General features: G+C 42.4%; 17 protein-coding genes and 4 tRNA genes. 4 read left to right on the top strand and 17 right to left on the bottom strand.

Annotated features, from left to right (window positions below):
* A partial coding sequence (locus IR173_RS00005) for a hypothetical protein (protein WP_237037663.1) occupies nt 1-257 on the top strand: 257 nt, incomplete at its 5' end.
* 547 nt (nt 258-804) lie between these two features.
* On the opposite strand, the gene IR173_RS00010 is transcribed toward IR173_RS00005, so the two are convergent.
* The 7 genes from IR173_RS00010 to tamL all read right to left on the bottom strand — a co-directional run bounded on the left by IR173_RS00010 (nt 805) and on the right by tamL (nt 5309).
* A tRNA-Lys gene (locus tag IR173_RS00010) sits at nt 805-877 on the bottom strand.
* A 24-nt stretch (nt 878-901) separates the two neighbouring features.
* Nucleotides 902-974, bottom strand: a tRNA-Lys gene (locus IR173_RS00015).
* Between the two features lie 24 nt (nt 975-998).
* Nucleotides 999-1071 (bottom strand) — tRNA-Lys (locus IR173_RS00020).
* A gap of 89 nt (nt 1072-1160) precedes the next feature.
* Nucleotides 1161-1964 (bottom strand): MBL fold metallo-hydrolase, encoded by an 804-nt coding sequence (locus IR173_RS00025; protein WP_237037664.1) that lies wholly within the window; start codon nt 1962-1964, stop codon nt 1161-1163.
* A gap of 127 nt (nt 1965-2091) precedes the next feature.
* Nucleotides 2092-2667: a DUF6845 domain-containing protein gene (locus IR173_RS00030; protein WP_237037665.1), complete on the bottom strand. Its 576-nt coding sequence runs from the start codon at nt 2665-2667 to the stop codon at nt 2092-2094.
* Between the two features lie 54 nt (nt 2668-2721).
* Nucleotides 2722-2970 carry a DUF6965 family protein gene (locus IR173_RS00035; RefSeq protein WP_237037666.1) on the bottom strand — a complete coding sequence of 83 codons (249 nt, stop codon included), beginning with the start codon at nt 2968-2970 and terminating at the stop codon, nt 2722-2724.
* A 23-nt stretch (nt 2971-2993) separates the two neighbouring features.
* The gene (gene tamL / locus IR173_RS00040; protein WP_237037667.1) at nt 2994-5309 is read right to left on the bottom strand and encodes a translocation and assembly module lipoprotein TamL; all 2316 of its coding nucleotides are present in this window, start codon (nt 5307-5309) and stop codon (nt 2994-2996) included.
* Nucleotides 5310-5410: 101 nt separating this feature from the next.
* Between tamL and IR173_RS00045 the strand changes: the two genes are divergently transcribed.
* Nucleotides 5411-6163 carry an RNA methyltransferase gene (locus tag IR173_RS00045; protein ID WP_237038397.1) on the top strand — a complete coding sequence of 251 codons (753 nt, stop codon included), beginning with the start codon at nt 5411-5413 and terminating at the stop codon, nt 6161-6163.
* Here the strand turns inward: IR173_RS00045 and IR173_RS00050 are convergent.
* The 5 genes from IR173_RS00050 to ileS form a co-directional block, all read right to left on the bottom strand.
* Complete coding sequence (locus IR173_RS00050) at nt 6160-6486, bottom strand: hypothetical protein (RefSeq protein ID WP_237037668.1); 327 nt, start codon at nt 6484-6486, stop codon at nt 6160-6162. The two genes, IR173_RS00045 and IR173_RS00050, sit on opposite strands and share 4 nt — an antisense overlap.
* Nucleotides 6483-7436 (bottom strand): DUF4296 domain-containing protein, encoded by a 954-nt coding sequence (locus IR173_RS00055; protein ID WP_237037669.1) that lies wholly within the window; start codon nt 7434-7436, stop codon nt 6483-6485. The genes IR173_RS00050 and IR173_RS00055 overlap by 4 nt, the downstream gene beginning before the upstream one ends.
* Entirely contained in the window at nt 7429-8073 is a 645-nt protein-coding gene (locus IR173_RS00060) for a lipoprotein signal peptidase (protein ID WP_237037670.1), read from the bottom strand. Before IR173_RS00060 ends, IR173_RS00055 begins: the two co-directional genes overlap by 8 nt.
* A 72-nt stretch (nt 8074-8145) precedes the next feature.
* Entirely contained in the window at nt 8146-8526 is a 381-nt protein-coding gene (locus IR173_RS00065) for a TraR/DksA family transcriptional regulator (RefSeq protein ID WP_237037671.1), read from the bottom strand.
* 25 nt (nt 8527-8551) lie between these two features.
* Nucleotides 8552-12037, bottom strand: a complete 3486-nt coding sequence (gene ileS / locus IR173_RS00070; protein WP_237037672.1) for an isoleucine--tRNA ligase — start codon at nt 12035-12037, stop codon at nt 8552-8554.
* A 391-nt stretch (nt 12038-12428) separates the two neighbouring features.
* Here ileS and IR173_RS00075 point away from each other — a divergent pair, with 391 nt between their 5' ends.
* The gene (locus tag IR173_RS00075; protein WP_237038398.1) at nt 12429-14630 is read left to right on the top strand and encodes a patatin-like phospholipase family protein; all 2202 of its coding nucleotides are present in this window, start codon (nt 12429-12431) and stop codon (nt 14628-14630) included.
* On the opposite strand, the gene uxuA is transcribed toward IR173_RS00075, so the two are convergent.
* From uxuA to IR173_RS00095, 4 genes are read right to left on the bottom strand one after another with little or no spacing between them, the layout of a single operon-like run.
* Entirely contained in the window at nt 14613-15791 is a 1179-nt protein-coding gene (gene uxuA / locus IR173_RS00080) for a mannonate dehydratase (protein WP_237037673.1), read from the bottom strand. The two genes, IR173_RS00075 and uxuA, sit on opposite strands and share 18 nt — an antisense overlap.
* Nucleotides 15792-15841: 50 nt before the next feature.
* Nucleotides 15842-17836, bottom strand: coding sequence for a type I pullulanase (gene pulA / locus IR173_RS00085; RefSeq protein WP_237037674.1), 1995 nt, complete (start codon nt 17834-17836; stop codon nt 15842-15844).
* A gap of 37 nt (nt 17837-17873) precedes the next feature.
* On the bottom strand, nt 17874-18443 hold the full coding sequence (gene ruvC, locus IR173_RS00090) for a crossover junction endodeoxyribonuclease RuvC (RefSeq protein WP_237037675.1): 570 nt from the start codon (nt 18441-18443) through the stop codon (nt 17874-17876).
* On the bottom strand, nt 18440-18745 hold the full coding sequence (locus tag IR173_RS00095; RefSeq protein WP_237037676.1) for a DUF4286 family protein: 306 nt from the start codon (nt 18743-18745) through the stop codon (nt 18440-18442). Before IR173_RS00095 ends, ruvC begins: the two co-directional genes overlap by 4 nt.
* 293 nt (nt 18746-19038) lie before the next feature.
* Here IR173_RS00095 and IR173_RS00100 point away from each other — a divergent pair.
* Nucleotides 19039-19112 (top strand) — tRNA-Ala (locus tag IR173_RS00100).
* Nucleotides 19113-19757: 645 nt separating this feature from the next.
* Here the strand turns inward: IR173_RS00100 and IR173_RS00105 are convergent.
* Entirely contained in the window at nt 19758-20429 is a 672-nt protein-coding gene (locus IR173_RS00105; RefSeq protein WP_237037677.1) for an MIP/aquaporin family protein, read from the bottom strand.
* Between the last annotated feature and the right edge of the window lie 233 nt (nt 20430-20662).

Below are 20662 nucleotides of genomic sequence, written 5' to 3' on the forward strand. Positions count from 1 at the left end.
ATATGACGGAGCCTGACACAATGACATATATACGTGCAGGCTCATGCGTACGTACGTGTAGGCCGATGCGTACGTACGTGTGGGCTTATGCCACCGTATGTGTAGACCGATGCGTACGTACACACTTTACAAACAGGGGGCAAAATGTGGATAATGCTGTCGTTTCGTGTGTAGGGGCGAGGTTTGCTCGCCCGAAAATAGTTTGCTTTGTGTCTTCGGGCAGGCGAACCCTGCCCCTACAACTGACGATGGGATAGCCCGGTTTAGTTTTGACACACTACCATGCTGCAAAAAAGACTTTGAGGTTTTTTTAAAACATCAAGGTCTTTTTTAAAAAGCTCGGTATGTTTTCAGAAAACCTCGGCATCTTTTTAATAAAGCTCGGTATGTTTTTCGTGTAGGGGCAGATTGCATCATCCCCTCACTAAGCCGGTCATTCCTTCTTTTCCGGCCATCTTTTTTCCGTTCATCCTTACATTTTAATTAAAGCGCCCAGATAATCAATCGGTTAAGAATGACAGAACATCCCCTCATCCTCGTTTCAGCGGTGCTTACCAAGTTTTACCCAATCTACCTTCAGCATTTGCACTATCAAAAAAAAAGTCTTACAGATGAAAGGAGGCTGAAAAGACAATACGGGATGTCCATTCACTATCGGAATCCCCACCAACAAGATGTTTCAGCAGCTAATGAAAGGAAGAACGGAATTTTCGGACAGTCCCCTGATTGGGGGCTTATGGTCGGTGTTATAAAGAAAAAAAAGCGTCATATCTCAACGAATATGACGCTTTCCTTATTTTTTTGTACACCCTCAGGGATTCGAACCCTGGACCCACTGATTAAGAGTCAGTTGCTCTACCAACTGAGCTAAGAGTGCATTTGCAAACCATTTTTTATTTTGTACACCCTCAGGGATTCGAACCCTGGACCCACTGATTAAGAGTCAGTTGCTCTACCAACTGAGCTAAGAGTGCATTTGCAAACCATTTTTTATTTTGTACACCCTCAGGGATTCGAACCCTGGACCCACTGATTAAGAGTCAGTTGCTCTACCAACTGAGCTAAGAGTGCATTCATTTCTGATTTGCGGTTGCAAAGGTAGATGTTTTATTTTAAACTACCAAACATTTTGCTTCATTTTTTCACCTTTTCATCGAAAATTATTCAAACTCATAAAGCTCGGAAGGTGTATTTCGCTTTAAGGCAATGAGTTGCACATCTTTACCCACAAGCACTCCTTTGCTTCTCAACAGAAGTTCCACCGTTTTGTAAGCCAGTTCCGGATGATTGTTATCTTTACTCAGATGGCAAAGCCAGATATATTTTAGCCTTTCAGTGATATTCTCGGCCAAAAATTCTGCTGTCTCACGGTTGCTCATGTGACCGTTCGGACCGGCGATACGTTCCTTAAGATACTGAGGATATGGCCCCATCTTCAACATTTCTTCGTCGTAGTTAGCTTCCAAGATAAGATAATTGGCTCTGCAGATATATTCGGCTGCAGTAGATGTAATATGTCCTAAGTCGGTTAAAAAAGAAAAAGTTTTGCCGTCTGCTTCTATGCAATAGCCCACATTGTCTGTTCCGTCATGGGGTACTTCAAAAGCTGTTATGCTGAGATCTTCAATCTGAATTTGCGTTCCTTTATTCAGATAGCGGACAGAGGTCGAAAGTTTTTCTGTTACACAATAACTTTTGTTGATGCCTATATGAACTTCGGGAGTGGAATAAACAGGAATACCGAATTTTTCTCCCAGATGCCCTACCGCTTTAATGTGATCGGCATGGTCATGGGTAATAAGAACAGCCCGAATTGTATCGAGTCCGATACCTAAATCTTTTAAATGTTTCTTAATAGTGCGGATTCCAATGCCGGCATCCACTAATATGCCATATGCGTCTGTTCCGATGAAATAGCAGTTGCCACTGCTGCCACTGGCCAGACTTATAAATTTAATTTTCATTGTGTTTCGTTTTCTGGTTATAGTATTGTCGCAACCATTGCGCCAAAAGAGTCGCAAATATACATAAAAAAGGTGGAAGTGCATCCCACCTTTTTCAAAATAAGCCTGTCGGATTTTGAATTTTCTTTTATTTTTTATCCTTTTGAATGGGGACTAAAACGGTTTGGGCACCTTCCACTGCCGGAGTCAGAATATCAAATATCACCTGCTTATATTCAGACAGGGCAATACTCAGCAAGAGTTCCTCTTTTCTTATTTTATCGGCCATTGCATAATTGTCTTTCAGATAAGCCTTATCCTTCATATAAAGGCGGTAAGTTGCATAATTTTCGTAAAATGCAGATACAGAACGAAATAGCCTTGTGTAGTTCTCTTCAAGATTCTGGCGGTCTTCTTGACTCAGATAATCTCCGGGAGCGGCTACAAACATGGTATCGCGGGCAGAAACTACCGGTTGCGAAACAATAGGAAGCATATCTGTACCTTCTGTCTTATCGATATAACCCAATACGGCTTTTATCGAATCCTCATTAACCAAATTTTTCAGCACTTTCAGCGAGGTATCATAATACTTCATCACTTCGTTTGCACTTTCCACGCTCATGCTGTTGCCAGCCATTTCTCTATTCTTTGTATTGCCCGAACAGGAGGACAATGAAAGGGCACCCAAAAAAATACCATATAATAATAAATTCTTTTTCATACTGCCTGCATTAAAAACTTTTAATGCATTAAACAAATATGAAGAGTGTTTTGCTCACGCGTTTCCTTTGTTTTCCTCTAAATTTTTCTTAATATTTTCCAATAGCAGAAGGCAACCTTGCATCTTCGGGTTGTTATAACAGATATATGCCTGTTCAAACAGCATGGCTACTGTATCTTTCAAATCAGGTGAATAAGCGGATGAGTTTATTTGCATGGATTGCGGGAGTGTTTGAGCATCAAACCATTTCTTCAATTCATCCACGTCCTCTATTGTATATACCTTTTTCTCTGTTTTTTTCATAAGCTATAAAATTATATGTCTAATTAAAACGGATAACCTACTGCAAAGTGGAAAGCAAAATCTCGGCTGAATCGCGGACGGGTTATCGGATAGCGTCCTTTACCGGTTTCCATCGGGTTGACAGCCTTCATACCACCATCAAAACGCAGAATGAGATAGTCTAAATCAAAACGGATACCCAACCCATAGGCCACGGCAATCTGTTTATAGAATTTATTGAATTTGAACACACCGTCTTTCTGCTCTGAGTCTGAGCGTATCGTCCAAATATTACCGGCATCGATAAAAGCGGCTCCGTTTAACTTCCAAAACAGATGGGTGCGATATTCCACATTTAAGTCTAACTTGATATCTCCCGACTGTTTGATAAAGTCCATTTGTCCGTCCGAATTTCCTTTATATCCTCCGGGGCCCAGCGAACGTACCGACCAGCCGCGCACACTGTTGGCGCCGCCCGAAAAATAGCGCTTTTCAAAAGGAAGTGCCTGTGAGTTTCCATAAGGATAAGCCACTCCTACTCCCACATGGAATACGAAAGAGTTGCGTGGGTCAATCATGAAATTCTTGGCAAAGTCGAAATCTCCTTTTATATATTGGGCAAACGGAATATTGGCCAGTACGAATCCTTTGTCTCCTTTCGGGGTAGAGTGTGTCAGTTTGGATGCAGCATACATCAGATTACCGGCTTCCTCCACGTTTACCCGCAAGGAATATGAACTCTTTGTCGGCGTGCGCATCATGCTATTACCTGCACTGTTGTACGTGAAACTGTATCCCATGCGTACTATCAATACGTTTTCATAACTGGCGCGCAATAGTGAGTTGTTGGCTGTCATCTTATCCAGATACTCTTGAAAATCAGGTGATTTGCTCGGCATATATACATAGTTGATATCTGCCAGGTCAAGACGGTGCTGTATACGTTTTCTATCACTCCACCGATAACTCCATGAAGCCGATGCAAGCATACGGGAGAATTCCGGACGTACTTGCGAAGTAAATTTCAGCCCCACTTCAGAGGTAGCCCTAATTTTCCTTTTAAAATCCGAAGAAAGAAAGGGAAACATAAATTCCGGAAAGTTCAGGCTGCTTTCCACACCGTATTCCGTATAGTTATCATTGACATAATCTTGTCCCAATCCGGTGATTGCTTCATAAGCACCGCGCACTTTTATGGTGAATGCTTCCGATCCCTTGAACACGTTCTTATGCTGGAAAGAAATGGAAGCAGCCGCACCCAAGTCACCTGCAGAGTTCGTGCCTTCTATTTCAAAAGATACTGATTTATTCTGTCCTTTTGACATTACTATATATGCGTCCAACTTGGTGCTGTCATTTACATTCACTTCGTTAAAACGAATATTGGAGTATTTCAGCATGCGCAAACGCCCCAATGCACTATAAGTATTCTGTACATCACGCTCACTATAAAACTCTCCGGGACGGATACGGTTGAAATCTATCAACAGTTTCGGACGTAAGAACATTTTGTCCTTATAATACATATTGTATCCTTTATAGCTCAATGAATCGAAACCGACAAATGAGCCTTTACGGATGGGGGTCATTTCGCTGTCAGCTATAAAGTTGACACTGTTGACTAAATACTGCTTGTGCTTCTGTGGTGAATCTTCCTTTTTGCGTTGATAAGGAAGTAGTTTCAAGGTGAGGTCTACCAGATAAGTATTGCGGGTGGTATCTGCCTGATATACCAGAAAATCCTTATTGAATTTATAATATCCTTTATTCTGGAGCAGTCTGGTGATACGTTGGCGTTCGGAGTCAAGTACATTTACATCGAACGGCATTCCGGGAAAAAGCATACTTTGGGCAGAATCCTGCTGAAGATAATCACTAATGTTCAAATCGTCAATATTGTAAGCGATATGGCGTATCATATAGGGGCGCCCTGCTTCGATATGATAGAACAGTTTCAATTTGTTCTTCTTTACTTCGGTGTGCATGGCCACTTTAGCTCCCATATAGCCCATGTTGCGTACAGCCTTTTCTATCTCTTCCTGAGATTTTATGGCAATATCGGCATTGTAAATGACCGGGGCGTCTCCAATCTTTCTGAAGAAGCGGTTTACACGTTTAGTAGAATCCATACCTGATGCACCATAGATATACATGGGGATTTTAACCATGTTAAACCATTTGGCATTAGGGTTTTGGCGGAGATAAGAATTGAAAAGCGATGGCTTTACCTCTTTCGTGTCCGACACAATTTTTACCTCATCCAATAAATACTGGTTTTCAGGAATAAATTTATTGACCGAACACGAGGTGCATAGTGCTAAAATGAGTGTATATATATATGGGTGTGCGCTTTTCTTCATACAAATCCGTAACCTTCGCAAATTTACTCGCAAAGATAGATATTAATTGAAAATATCTTCTTAGCTTTGCCTCTAATATTTGTTATTTAATGGAAATAATCATGCTGAGCAAGAATAAAATTAAATATATCCGTTCGTTGGAGCTAAAAAAGAATCGTAAGGAAGAAAAAGTATTTGTTGCAGAAGGGCATAAATTAGTAGGTGATTTGATGGGGCATTTTCCCTGTCGACTGCTGGCGGGTACTGCCGGATGGTTTTCTTCTCACCCTGATTGTCATGCCGACGAGATGATAGAGGTCGAGCAAGAAGAACTCTCACGAGCCAGTTTGCAAAAGACGCCACAAGAAGTGCTGGCTATATTTGAGCAACCGGTGTATGAATCGGATAGCAAGGTTATTTCAGAATCATTGTGTCTGGCTTTGGACAATGTACAAGATCCGGGCAATTTGGGAACCATTGTCCGCTTGGCAGATTGGTTCGGCATAGAGGATATTTTTTGCTCTGCCGGAACGGTAGACATTTTTAATCCTAAAACGGTGCAGGCTACCATGGGGGCAATAGCACGGGTAAGGGTACATTATTGTGATTTGCCGGAATTGATTTCTTCACTTAAGGGAATTCCGGTGTATGGAACATTCCTGAATGGAAACGTAATCTATTCTGAAACTCTTTCAGCCAATGGATTGATTGTAATGGGAAATGAAGGAAATGGAGTAAGCACAGAGGTGGAAGCACTTATCAATAAGCGATTGTATATTCCCAATTATCCACACGAAAGAGAGACCTCAGAGTCTTTGAATGTAGCTATTGCCACAGCTGTGGTGTGTGCCGAGTTTAGAAGAAGACTGCTTTAAAGTCGGGTAATACGGCTTTGAGAGACAAATTCTTCTCGGACAATATCAAAATCGGTAATATGCCACGCATAGCATTCCTGAATTTTGGTGTTTGTCTGGGTAACTTGAGCAAGGAAAGTTTTGAAGCTTTCATTTGGCATAATCGGTTCGGGCTCTTCTTTTGCAGAAAGCACAATCACTCCGCCTATCCATTGGGTGGCGTATATTTCTTCTTCCAAAGGATAATAACGCTGCATCTTTCCGTCATCTCCTAATTCTACCACATAACGAACAAAACATGTATCGGGAGAAAGATACAGACGGTGACAGGCAAATCGTCTCATTTTCTTTGCGGGCGAATACGTTGTGGACGGACACTTTCCTTTTCCTTTTCTTTCATATCGCGCGGATTCAGGCGTACGGGAGTTGCAGCTTCTTTCATCTGAACAGAATCCGTTCTCAACGAATCCGTATCTTGGCCAATAACAGACATCGGCTTTTCGGGTACACTGTCTTTTGCCACAATAGATAGGGTGTCTGTCGGTTCATGGTAGCGAGTCAATGATATTTTATCTACTATGACACCCGGAGTTTTGACAGAATCTCCCGTGAGATAGATAAAACCGTTGATGCTTTTGATTTTATAAGCAGAATCCGGCTTGATATATAATGATTGTATGCCTGATGCTGTCACTTCGGTTACTTTACCCGACACAGAATCATTATCAAACAGAATATTGAAACCCATCGTCACCTGTTGCTGCCGGTTTGAGAGGAAAATATAATCTGCCGACCACAAGAAAGCATCCTTTACCTTGAAGTTGGAGTCGGTGGGAATTTCGAAAGTAATTTTATTGGAAAGCGGTGCATCCGTCAGCCAATATAGTGTTTTATTATACCACACGTCTACTGTATCTCCCGGTTGTGACATGGAAGGTTTGTTTTCGCGCATTGCCAACAAACGTTTTATATCCTTCTTTTCTTCACGGAAGCGTTTTCCCAAATTGGTATATATCTTGGCAAGATCTTCCGTGTGACGGGTGTACCATACCATAGATGAGTCAAACTCTGCTTTGGTAATGTGATGTTTTTCATACACATACTTGCGGAGGGCTTCTTTTTTGTAGTTCTCATTATAAGAGATATTGCCGGACATGGCCGTAGTCAAATGGTAGTCATACAGAATGTTCTCCATCTTATCCGGGCGGATGACATCTTTCGGAATTTGTTTTCCGCATCCTGCCAACAAAGCCGCACTAAGCAGCAACGTCCAACTAATCTTCTTATTACGCATCTTTTTCCTGAGCTTTTTCTTCCGGGTGAATACCTTTGTTCAGATATTTACCATAAAACAACAACAATGCAATGATACCGCAACTGATAGCAGCATCAGCAAAATTAAATATCGGACTGAAGAAAATAAAATGTTCTCCACCTATTCCCGGAATCCATTCCGGCCAGTTGGTTTCGATGATTGGAAAATAAAACATATCCACTACTTTGCCGTGAAACCATTCGGAATAACCTTCGCCTATGGGAACAAAATGTGCCACCTGACTATAAGTACTTTCATTAAAGATTACGCCATAAAGCACGCTGTCAATAATGTTACCTATAGCGCCTGCCAATATCAATGAAAGGCAGATTATAAATCCGGTTTGATAATTTCGTTTTATGAATTTCCTGAGATACCAGATTATCAGTCCCACAGCTGCGATGCGGAAAGTGGTAAGAAATAGCTTTCCGAACAATTCCATGCCGAAAGCCATACCATTATTTTCTGTAAAATAAATATAAAACCAATCTGTAATGCGGATACTTTCATGCCAGAACATATTGGTCTTTACCAATATCTTTATTATCTGGTCAATAATCAATACTCCAAAAACAATCAGAACAGAAAGTTGCCCTTTGGTGAGTAGTTTATTCATTATAATAGGTGATAATTAATAGTTGACAGGCAGCAGCCTTTTTGTCCTGCCTTCCTGTCAACTATAAAAATTCTATTTCTTTCCTTCGTTTTTAGCCTCGATGCTCAAAGTGGCATGAGGAACAGCGCGAAGTCTTTCTTTTGGAATCAGTTTACCTGTTTCACGACAAATGCCGTATGTTTTGTTTTCGATACGAATTAAGGCAGCTTGTAGCCCCTGAATGAATTTCAACTGACGTGCAGCCAGTCTTGTCGTTTCTTCCTTGGACAGTGTATTGGCTCCTTCTTCCAGCACTTTGTAGGTGGGAGAAGTATCATCCGTATCATTGCCGTCCTTGTTCATGATACTACTTTTCAAGCGGTCGTAATCACGCTCGGCCAATTCTAGTTTTTCCATGATAATGGCGCGGAACTCTTCGAGTTCGGCATCAGAGTATCTTGTCTTTTCAGCCATATTATTTAGTTTTAAAAGGTTAATGTTATTCTTTTATGACACTCACAAAGAGAGAGAAGTCATCAAAGCTTAATTCTATGCCATCCTTCACTTCGTCCACTAAATTGAGGGAGTTAGCGAGAACTTGGTTACAAATATAAGTATTATATTCTTTTACCGCACCATCGGTTTGCTCATTTTTAGATAAAGATACCTTTATTTTATCGGTTATTTCAAAACCGCTGCTCTTGCGAATATTCTGAATCTTACTCACAAGTTCGCGGGCAATACCTTCACGGCGCAATTCTTCGGTTACGACAGTGTCCAGAGCTACTGTCAGTACGCCTTCGTTGGCAACCACCCATCCGGGGATATCTTCGCTGAAGATTTCCACTTCAGAAGTTTCTATTTCGGCTGGAGTGCCATTTAAGTCGAGGACAATTTTTCCTTCGTTTTCGAGAATGCTGATTTGTTCCTGATTCATGGCAGTTACAGCAGCAGCCACTTGTTTCATCAATGGGCCGAACTTCTTTCCCAGAATCTTGAAGTTGCACTTCACCTTCTTTACAAGCAAATTGGATGTACCTTCTACGAAGTCTATTTCTTTGACGTTCACTTCGTTCATAATCAGTGATTTTACAGACTCCAAACGTTCTTTCATCAGTGTATCTACCGGAATCATCAACTTCTGTAACGGTTGCTTGACGATGATATTTATTTTCTTGCGCAGCGCCAATCCCATAGAAGATACTTTCTGAGCTAACTCCATGCGGGTTTCCAGTTCTTTGTCGATAATGGCCTCGTTGCAAACCGGGAAGTCGGCAAGGTGGACAGAAGCTACATGGTCGCGTCCGGTTGTCGCAATCAAGTCCATATACAACTTGTCTGCGTAGAAAGGAGCAATCGGTGCCATTAATTTAGCTACTGTTTCCAGGCACACATATAATGTTTGGTAAGCGGCCAACTTATCCTCTGTGTAGCCTGTACCCCAAAAACGTTTTCTGCACAGACGCACATACCAGTTGGACAGATTGTCATTTACGAAATCGTTAATCAGTCGTCCGGCTTTAGTCGGTTCATAGTCCGCATAGCACATATCCACATTCTTCACTAATGAGTTTAGTTCAGAAAGAATCCAACGGTCAATTTCCGGGCGTTTGCTTATAGGGACATCGGCTTCCTGATAGGTGAAACCGTCAAGGTTAGCGTATGGAGCAAAGAACTTATATGTGTTGTGCAACGTTCCGAAGAACTTGCGGGTTACTTCCATTACACCATCGGTATCAAATTTCAAGTTATCCCACGGAGAAGAATTGGTAATCATATACCAGCGCAAGGGGTCAGAGCCATATTGCTCAATGGCACCGAACGGGTCAACGGCATTACCCAAGCGCTTGGACATCTTATTTCCATTCTTGTCAAGCACCAGTCCGTTAGAGATAACATTTTTATAAGCCACGCTATCGAATACCATGGTTGCAATAGCGTGCAACGTAAAGAACCAGCCACGAGTTTGGTCTACTCCTTCTGCAATGAAGTCGGCCGGATAATAAGACCGGTTGTCTACAATATCCTTATTCTCAAACGGATAGTGCAACTGTGCGTATGGCATGGCGCCTGAGTCAAACCATACGTCAATCAGGTCGGCCTCACGTTTCATCGGTTTTCCGCTTTCAGATACGAGGATAATATCATCTACATAAGGACGGTGGAGGTCGATTTTATCATAATTGTCTCCGGTATATTCACCCGGAACAAACCCTTTTTCTTTATAAGGGTTGACAGTCATGAAACCGGCAGCAATAGATTTTTCTATCTCGTTATAGAGTTCTTCTACTGAACCGATACACAATTCCTCACCTTCTTCACTACGCCAGATAGGAAGTGGAGTACCCCAATAACGCGAACGGCTCAAGTTCCAGTCATTCAGATTTTCCAGCCATTTGCCGAAACGTCCGGTTCCGGTAGATTCCGGTTTCCAGTTAATGGTCTTGTTGAGTTCCATCATACGTTCTTTGGCAGCGGTGGATCGGATAAACCAACTGTCTAGCGGATAATAGAGTACCGGCTTGTCGGTACGCCAGCAATGTGGATAATTGTGTACGTGTTTTTCTATCTTGAATGCTTTGTTGGAAGCTTTCATTTTCATACAGATATAAATATCCAGAGTTTCGGCAGAGGCAGCAGCTTTCTCATCGTATTTACCATTGACAGTAAACTGAGGGTCGTATGCATTTTTCACCCAGCGTCCCTGATATTCTTGATATTGCTCTACGTTCACACATTCTTTTACGAATTCTTCATCCAGTTCGTCCAACAAGAAGAATTTACCTGTTAAGTCGACCATCGGGCGAGGTTCACCTTTTTTGTTAATCATAAACAATGAAGGTATGCCTGCCGCACGTGCTACAAAAGCATCGTCCGCACCGAATGTTGGAGCAATATGTACGATACCTGTACCGTCTTCCGTAGTCACATAGTCACCAAGGATTACGCGGAATGCTTGATTGGCAGCTTCTTTCCAGTTACCGTTTTCGTCTACGCTTACCGGTTTTACCCATGGGATAAGCTGTTCATATTCCATACCTACCAAATCCGGACCTTTGTACTCACCTACTACTTTAAAAGGAATCAGCTTGTCTCCCGGTTTGTAGTCTTCTAAAGGCAACCCTTCCGCTTTTTGGTTGAAATGGGTGTAAAGTAATGCTTTGGCCAGCACTACTGTCATTTTCTCACCGGTGTAACCGTTGTAGGTTTGCACAGCTACATACTCGATTTTGGGACCGACGCATAATGCAGTGTTTGAGGGCAGAGTCCATGGTGTGGTAGTCCATGCCAAGAAATAAGGAGTCCCCCATTCCGCCATTTCAGGTTTCGGGTTCTTCATCTTGAATTGTCCCACTACAGTAGTATCTTTTACATCTCGGTAACATCCCGGTTGGTTTAGTTCGTGAGAACTTAATCCTGTTCCGGCTGCCGGAGAATAAGGTTGAATGGTATATCCTTTGTATAGTAAATTCTTGCTGTAGAGTTGTTTCAGAAGCCACCATAAAGTTTCGATATAGCGGTTGTCGTAAGTGATGTATGGATTATCCAAGTCTACCCAATAACCCATTTTATGAGTAAGGTCTGTCCATTCTTTTGTAAATTTCATCACATCCTTACGACAAGCTGCGTTATATTCAGCCACAGAAATCGTTTTGCCGATGTCTTCCTTGGTAATTCCGAGTGCTTTTTCCACACCCAGTTCTACGGGCAGCCCGTGAGTATCCCATCCGGCCTTACGTTTAACAAGGAAACCTTTCATGGTTTTGTAGCGACAAAAAGTATCTTTTATAGTACGTGCCATTACGTGGTGAATACCCGGCATACCGTTGGCTGAGGGAGGTCCTTCATAAAAGACAAAAGAAGGACATCCTTCACGTTCTGTCATACTCTTGGCGAAAACATCGTTTTCATCCCACTTTTTCAGCACATCTTTATTGACCTGTGATAGGTTGAGTTGCGAGTGTTCAGCAAATTTCTTACTCATAATCTATATCGTTTTTCTTGTATTCTCTAAATCGCTAAGTTGGGTAAAGGCATAGCCTCCCGAAAATTAAGGTGCAAATTTACAAGAAAATTAATTAGATAGAAAGTTTTATAGTCTGTTTTTTTAAGAAAGTGATTCCATTCAGCTTCCTTAAATTGCAAAAACGTAATCTTCATGTAGCATTTGTTTGATTCGTTATGGCATATAGGCTGATTTGAAAGGGTTGAAAAAAAACGAAGAAAAAAGAAAATCGACCAATAACTATAACAATTAGAACTTGCATCCTCCGAAAGATTAAACCATCTTTGCACAGTTTTTGTTTTTCATATAAAAGAGCTTCTAAATGCAAAAAATAAACATCAAACGATTCAATCGTTTTTCACTGACTGCAATGGCAGTGTGTCTACTCCTTCTCCCTGCTCTTCTCAAAGCACAGTCTCGGCCTGTCCACCGTAAAAAAGTGGGTGTGGTGCTGAGTGGCGGTGGTGCTAAAGGCATGGCGCACATCGGTGCTCTGAAGGTAATAGAAAAAGCCGGTATCCCTATTGATTATGTAGTGGGTACCAGCATGGGGTCTATCATCGGTGGTCTTTACTCTATCGGTTATTCTCCTGAACAACTCGACAGCATGGTGCGCCGTCAGGATTGGACTTTCCTTTTGAGCGATAAGATACCGAGAAGTGAGCAAAACCTGTCTGAACGCGATGCCTCGCAAAAGTATGTATTTTCTATTCCGTTCGGTAAAGGGGTAAAAGCCGAGGTTTTCGGGGGACTGATAAAAGGGCAGAATCTTGCTAACTTGTTCAGTGAACTTACTATCGGTTATCACGATTCCATCAATTTTGATAAATTGCCTATTCCTTTTGCCTGTGTTTCCGAAAATATTGTCAATGGTAATGAGGTCAATTTCCATGGAGGTGTATTGGCTACTGCCATGCGTGCTAGTATGGCTATCCCCGGAGTATTCACTCCTGTCAGACTGGACAGCATGGTGTTGGTAGACGGGGGTGTGGTAAATAACTATCCCGTAAATGTGGCACGTGCTATGGGGGCAGACTTAATTATCGGCGTGGATGTTCAAAGTGAGCTTAAACCTGCCGGAGAATTAAATAGTGCCGGTGCCATATTGGGACAATTGGTGAATCTCATGGGACAGGATTTATATAAGAAGAATCTGAAAGAGACGACTGCTTATATTAAGGTAAACGTAGAAGGTTATTCTGCCGCCAGCTTCACTCCTTCTGCCATCGATACTCTGATAATGCGTGGAGAAGAAGCTGCCATGGCACAGGATAGCGCACTGATGGCTCTGAAAAGTCAACTGGGACTGGACAGTACTTATATGCCCCAACCGATTCCTTCTTATCCTTACTCGCCTGAACGAAAGGTATATGTGAAAGAAATCACTTTTGACGGCCTCGATGAGAAAGATAAAAAATGGTTGTTGAAACGATGCGACCTTAAAGAGGATTCCGAGATAAGTATCCGTCGGATAGAGGAAGCTACTGCTATCCTGTCGGCCAATCTGGGCTATTCGGGAGCGACTTATAATTTGCCTGAAGCTCCGGGAGGTGGTTATAACCTGAATTATACATTGAGCAAAAAGTATGAAAATAAGTTGAATGTCGGTATTCGTTTTGACTCGGAAGAAATAGCCAGTTTATTAATAAACGTAACTAGTAATTTCAAGGGAAAGCTGCCTAGTACTTTGTCACTCACGGGGCGTTTGGGTAAACGCTATGCAGCCGGAATCAATTATGCGTGGGAACCGGCTCCGCTGAAACGTGTCGGGCTCTCCTACCTGTTTCAATACAATGATGTCAATTTCTATCATTATGGCGACCGTACCCACAATTCTACTTTTCGTTATCATCAGGCAGAGTTTGCTTTCTCGGATGTGTGGTATAAGAACGTGCGTTTCGGGATTGGCCTTCGTTATGAATATTATGATTATGATAAATTTCTGTATCAGGAAGGAAGTACCACTCAGCAGTACTCGACGGATAATGAGCATTTCTTTGGTTATTTTGCCCAGATGGAATATGAAACATTTGACAAGGCTTATTTTCCTTCGCGGGGTATATCGGCACGCGCTTCCTATTCGCTCTATACGGACAATTTTACGCAATATAATGACCACGCTCCTTTCTCTGCCATCAAAGGTTATTGTGAAGGAGTGATGCGGCTGACCAACCGTTTCTCCATTCTTCCGTCTGTATATGGACGTTTTCTTATCGGTAGGGAAATTCCCTATTCTAAACTGAATGCCATGGGTGGAGATGTTCCGTCACGCTTCTTGCAACAGCAGTTGCCTTTCGTGGGAATAAACAATGTGGAACTGATGGATAATGCATTATTGATAGGTATGATGAAGTTCCGGCAACGAATGGGAAGTGTGCATTATGTTACCCTGACCGCCAATTATGCGCTGAGCAGTCATAAAGTGAGCGGGTTATTGAAAGAGAAAACCATGTTCGGCTGTGGAATCGGCTATGGTTTGGATAGTATGTTTGGCCCGTTGGAAGCGTCTATTAACTATGCAAACCATGCCGATAAAGTGAGCATGTATGTCAACTTAGGATTCAAGTTTTGATTCGTCGTTGACGACTGCCATCATCCCTTCTATCTGGGCCAATGCCATCATGCGGCCGTGGAATGAATATCCCGGGTTGTATCCCTTGTCGGCATCATCGAGCATCATGCGTCCATGGTCTACACGCATGGGAACGCCCGGACGTTCTTTCTCGAAGATACGAATAAGCTCGATGATATGGGCACGGCCTCCCAAATGGGATGCCTCGATGAAGTTTCCGTTGGGAAAGGCATTTGTACTGCGCAGGTGTACAAAGTGAGTGCGGCGGGCAAACATTCGTGCTAAAGCAGGTACATTGTTGTGTAGCCCTGCGCTGAGCGAACCGGCGCAAAAAGTGAGTCCGTTATGCGGATTGTCTACCACATGCAGTATCCAGGCAATATCCTCTTCACAAGTTACGATGCGTGGCAAACCGAGGACCGGGAAAGGAGGGTCGTCGGGATGGATGCACATATTGATGCCATATTCATCGCATACAGGCATAATGGCTTGAAGAAAGTAACGTAGGTTTTCACGAAGGGCGTTACGGTCCACTCCTTTATAGAGTGCCAGCAGACGACGGAATATGTCAATAGGATTCTTGTCTCCGTCCTTGATATTCCCATTTACAAAGCCTTGAGTCTTAACAATGATGGTATCTACAAGTTCGTCTTTTTCTGCTTCGGTGATGACTTTGTGCAGTTCGTACATTTGTTTTAACTCATTTGCAGTGTAGTCTTTTTCCGCTTCCGCGCGTTGTAAAATCAGGCAGTCGAAGTATGCGAAACGTATCTTGTCAAAATAGAGTGACGTCGTCCCGTCTTCCCAAAGATGTTCTAAGTCGGTACGAATCCAGTCGATGACGGGCATGAAGTTGTAACAAACCGTTTTTACTCCTGCTTTGCCCAAATTGGCAAGGCTTTTCTTGTAATTTTCTATCAGTTCGTCACGTTCATCACCACCATATTTTATGGCTTCACTCACCGGCAGACTTTCCACCACCGACCAGCGTAGGCCGTGAGCTTCAATATATGCCTTTTGGCTGAGGATGGCCTCCAAAGGCCAAACCTCACCGTTGGGGATTTCGTGAAGGGCAGTCACAATACCTTCTACTCCTATTTGTCTCAACATGGGAAGAGTAATTTTATCATTCTTTCCAAACCATCTCCATGTCTTTTCCATTTTTCTGTTGTCGCTTTGTTCTGATTCTGTCAATGAGTAAAGAATATGCTTTATTGATGAATAATCATTGCGGAGCGTGCCGGTACAATGATTTCATCACCTGAGACTTGTCCTATTCCCGACTGCTTGATTTTTCCATCTTTACAAACTATTGTGTAACGACCGGCCGGAATGGATAATTTGGCAGGTTCTTTACGGCTGTTGAACGCCACGATAATATTCTTCCACGAGTCGCCGTTGGCATTGTCTTTCAGGATAAAAGCCATCAAATTGCTGCCTTCTACAGGCAAGAACTCCATGTGTTGGCGTACTTTGTCAGCATCGCCCATTCGGAAGGCCGGATGGTCTTTTCGCAATGCTATCAATTCTTTCATATAATCAAAAACATCACGATATATGGTCTTGTTTTTCCAGTTAATTGTGTTGATGCTATCGGGACTATTGTAAGAATTATGTATTCCTTTCTTGTCTCGCATCATTTCGTCTCCGGCAAAGATAAAGGGTACACCTTGTGAAGTGAAGACAAAAGTCTCGGCCAGTTTGTGCAGGGAGGCACGTTCTTCGTCCGTTGCTTCTGGCATTGTAGCTTTTAATCTGTCGGCCAAACACATGTCGTCATGGCAACTTACATAACTTATCATTTGGGTAGGTTGTAGTGCCCACGGTTCTTTACTGTAATTCACCGAATCATTTATTACTTGTGGATGCTTGATTGCTCCTACCAAACCAAACTTGATGCTCATTTCGTGTCCCGGCAGGCCAATCAGGAAAGCACCTTTCCGGTCATCATCCCAGCCACCGCGCAGAGCGTCGCGCATTTCGTCGGAGAAGGCGGCAATGCGTGGCATCTTGTATATATTGGCTTTCATGGCAAGTTCTTCCTGATTAAGTTGGGGAGCACTGGCCGCCCATCCTTCACCATAAATAAAGATGGATGGATCTATCTTGTCTACGGCAGCACGGATTTCGTTCATCGTCTCGATGTCGTGGATGCCCATCAAGTCAAAGCGGAAGCCATCAATGTGATATTCGTTTATCCAGTAGAGTATGGACTCCACCATGTATTTACGCATCATGGCACGGTCGCTGGCTGTCTCGTTTCCGCAACCGGACCCGTTTGCCAGTTCGCCGTCCTTTGTCTGGCGGTAGAAGTAGCCGGGCACCGTACGCTCAAAGTTGCTTTCTTCGGTGTTGAAAGTATGATTATAAACCACATCGAGTACCACGCGGATACCTGCTTTGTGGAGAGCCTGTACCATCTGCTTGAATTCCTTGATTCTTACATCGGGCTTATAAGGATCGGTGGAATAAGAGCCGTCAGGCACATTGTAGTTCTGAGGATCATAGCCCCAGTTATATTGTGCCTTGTCGAGTTTGCTTTCGTCCACAGATGCATAATCGTATGAAGGCAGAATATGCACATGTGTGACACCCAGCTCTTTCAGGTGGTCGATACCGGTTTTTTCACCCAGCGAAGTAGTGGTTCCCAATTCGGTTAATGCAAGGAATTTTCCTTTATTATGAATACCCGAAACGGAGTCCAATGAGAAATCGCGGTGGTGCATTTCATATACTATGATGTCGGAATAGTCTTTTAAAGGCGGACGTGCATCATTCACCCAACCTTCAGGATCGGTAGAACGCAAGTCAATGACAGCGGCACGCTTTCCGTTTACTCCCACGGCTTTTGCCATAATGCCCGGTGTGTCTCCCAGCCATTTACCATTTACTTTTACATTAAAAGTATAGAACTTTCCTTTTAAATCTTCTTTGACGGAGATATTCCAAGTACCATCTTCTCCCATTTCGAGTGGCAGAGTGTGATAAGCAGAACCTTCGTTGCCCGAATCATATAATAATACGCGCACTTCTTCGGCTGTAGGTGCCCAAAGTGTGAACTTCGTTTCAATCGGCGAGTATTCCATTTCCGCTAATTTTCCTTCGGGAATGGGATATTCATCAAAAGATGTATACTCTTTCTTTACAGACTGACAACTGATGGTGGTTGACATTATCGATGCCCAAATAACATGTTTGACATTCATAAATTTATAGATTGTTACTTACAAATTCTTTTCTTGTTTATTTCCTTATTTTATCAGGATTCTTGCTGATAAAATCTTTCCATCCTGAATACTCTTTGGCAAGAGTAGGTCTTCCGGCTTGCAAATAATGACAATAGGCTGCGGCGAGCCCATCGGTAGCATCCATAAAAGGTAACATTTCGCTATCGGGAATATGGAGCATGCGTTTTAGCATATCTGCCACCTGTTCTTTACTGGCTTGTCCATTGCCGGTGATAGCCATTTTTATCTTTAATGGAGCATATTCAGTGATGGGAATGTCGCGGCTCAATGCGGCAGCCATTGCTACACCTTGTGCACGCCCTAATTTTAACATGGACTGTACATTTTTTCCGAAAAAGGGTGCTTCAATGGCCAGTTCATCGGGCAGGTATGCCTCAATAATGCCGATGACACGCTCAAAGATTCGACGAAGTTTAAGATAATGGTTGTCGTATTTGCGCAAATCTATCACTCCCATGGTAATGACTTGCGGTTTGGCGCCTGTTATTTTCAGCAATCCGTAGCCCATGATGGTAGTTCCGGGGTCAATACCCAGGATGATTTTTTCTTTAACCGGCTGAATCACTTGATAACCTCCATTAAGGTGGGAAATCCTATTACTTTGTCTTTGAATACTTTCATCATTTCTTCATTGAGTTTCATACCTTGCAGGGTATGCCAGTGGTGCAAAGCTGCACTGTCTTCTACTTCCCATTGCAGGGAAAAACATTCGCTGTCTTCTTCTTTATGACTGAGGATGTGAGTAAGACGTGGGGTTTGAAGCAATCCTTGCTTTTCTACTTCGGGAATATAGTATTCATTGAGCCAGATGACAAAATTGCGTGCGTCATCAATTGCTACTTGATAAGTGGTATTATATATCAGCATATTAATTTTCTATATTTACATTAATCTTTACCTCAAATAGATATGTTTTTGCAAATGTAATAAAAATACCCCGACTTCTCGCAAGCCAGGGCATCTATTATGAACAAAAAATTAAATTAATCAGATAAGTGCCACTTGTAAATAGCCCTATCTGATGAACTTCATAAACAGAATGGATGATTCTTTGTTCGTTTACGGAGAGAAAATAATATTATATGAAGGGAATCAGAAGAAAAAAAAGAGACTTTTATTTTGTATTTTGAATTTTCTATGTATCTTTGCACCACAAAACCGGGGCATTAGCTCATCTGGCTAGAGCGTTAGACTGGCAGTCTAAAGGTGGCGAGTTCGAGTCTCGCATGCTCCACAATACTCCCCCTCCCCTTGATTCATAGACTTCTTATAAGACAAGGGACTAAATCAGGAATTTGTGAAACTTTACCAAACGGCAATTAGGATGTATGTTGAGTGTGTCCTAATTTTCTTATATCCGTCAATACATATTCCACAAAATAATCCGGCATTTGTTATTCTTGGGGACTTAACATATCATATCACCAACAAAGGGAAGAGTAAGCCGTTTCATAGGGTCGGCTAAGGTCTTTTAAACGGAAGATTATTACAGACTCCGGCAGCGGACTGTACAGTCCACTGTAATAGACTATACAGTCTCCAGTAACGGACTATACAGTCCATTGCTGGAGTCTGTAGTAATCTGACTAATAGACAGGCATAATCGAAAGGACGAAAACACTTAGGCCGGCTAATGAAACGACTTGGGGAGTTCAAGACGTATGCAGAGGTTGAAAACCGGAGGAAACAACATCCGGTGACAGGTGTTAAATAATGAAGTTCAGCTTAAAGGGTGAAATTACGTGCTTTCCTTCCTATTTTATTAATGAGGGTGTGTCGAAACTCTCATAAACTAAAAATCACCCTCGCTACAACTACCTGTGGCGAGGGTGATTTCGATAAAAAGGGAGTTTTGACACCTCTCTATCTTATTTTTCAATTATTTGCTGTTCTCAACAGTTTTCCATACGCCTGCCGCCAAAGCAGCTCCTACAAATGGAGCTACGATAAATATCCATAGCTGAGATAGTGCTTCACCCCCTTGGAAGAGTGCCGGAGCAATACTGCGGGCAGGATTGACAGAGGTTCCTGTGATGGGGATACAAACAATATGGACTAAAATAAGTGATAATCCGATAGCTAGACCGGCAAAATTACCGGCCCCCTTCTTTGCATCTGTGGTTCCTAATACAACCAACACAAATACAAAAGAAAAGATGACTTCGGCAATCAAACCACCGGCGAGACTCACTCCCGGAGCACAAGCATTAGCTCCTGTGGTTGTAGCATAATTCATGTCAATGTTGGAAGTCAGTATCCAGATAATTGTAGAGCCTATTAATGCTCCTATCACCTGAAATACCATATACATGATGCCTTCTTTAGCTTTCATACGCCCGGACAACATACACCCCAACGTAATTGCGGGATTAATATGGCAACCCGAAATTCCACCGATAGTGTAAACCATCGCCACTACCGAAAGGCCAAATGCCATCGCTACCATTAATACTTGGGCGGGAGTTCCGCAACCGCCATTAAACACTGCACTTCCACATCCCATCAGTACAAGAATCATTGTACCAATTGTTTCTGCCATGTACTTCTTCATAATAAAAGATTTTAATTAGAAAATAAGGATTATGTTCTTATAAGCCTGAAAGCTACTTAATCATAAGTTAGCCCTACAAAGATAACTATTATTATTAAAAATTCCCATTATTTACTACTAATTTGTTACATATCCGACACATAATTTGGCAATCAGCTAATTTTGCTCTATCTTAGTCCGACAATTATGTTATAGGGCATGTTGCCCAAGATAAACCTTTAAACACATTTCAC

It is taken from the genome of Phocaeicola faecalis (genome assembly GCF_021730445.1).
Classification (GTDB): domain Bacteria; phylum Bacteroidota; class Bacteroidia; order Bacteroidales; family Bacteroidaceae; genus Phocaeicola; species Phocaeicola faecalis.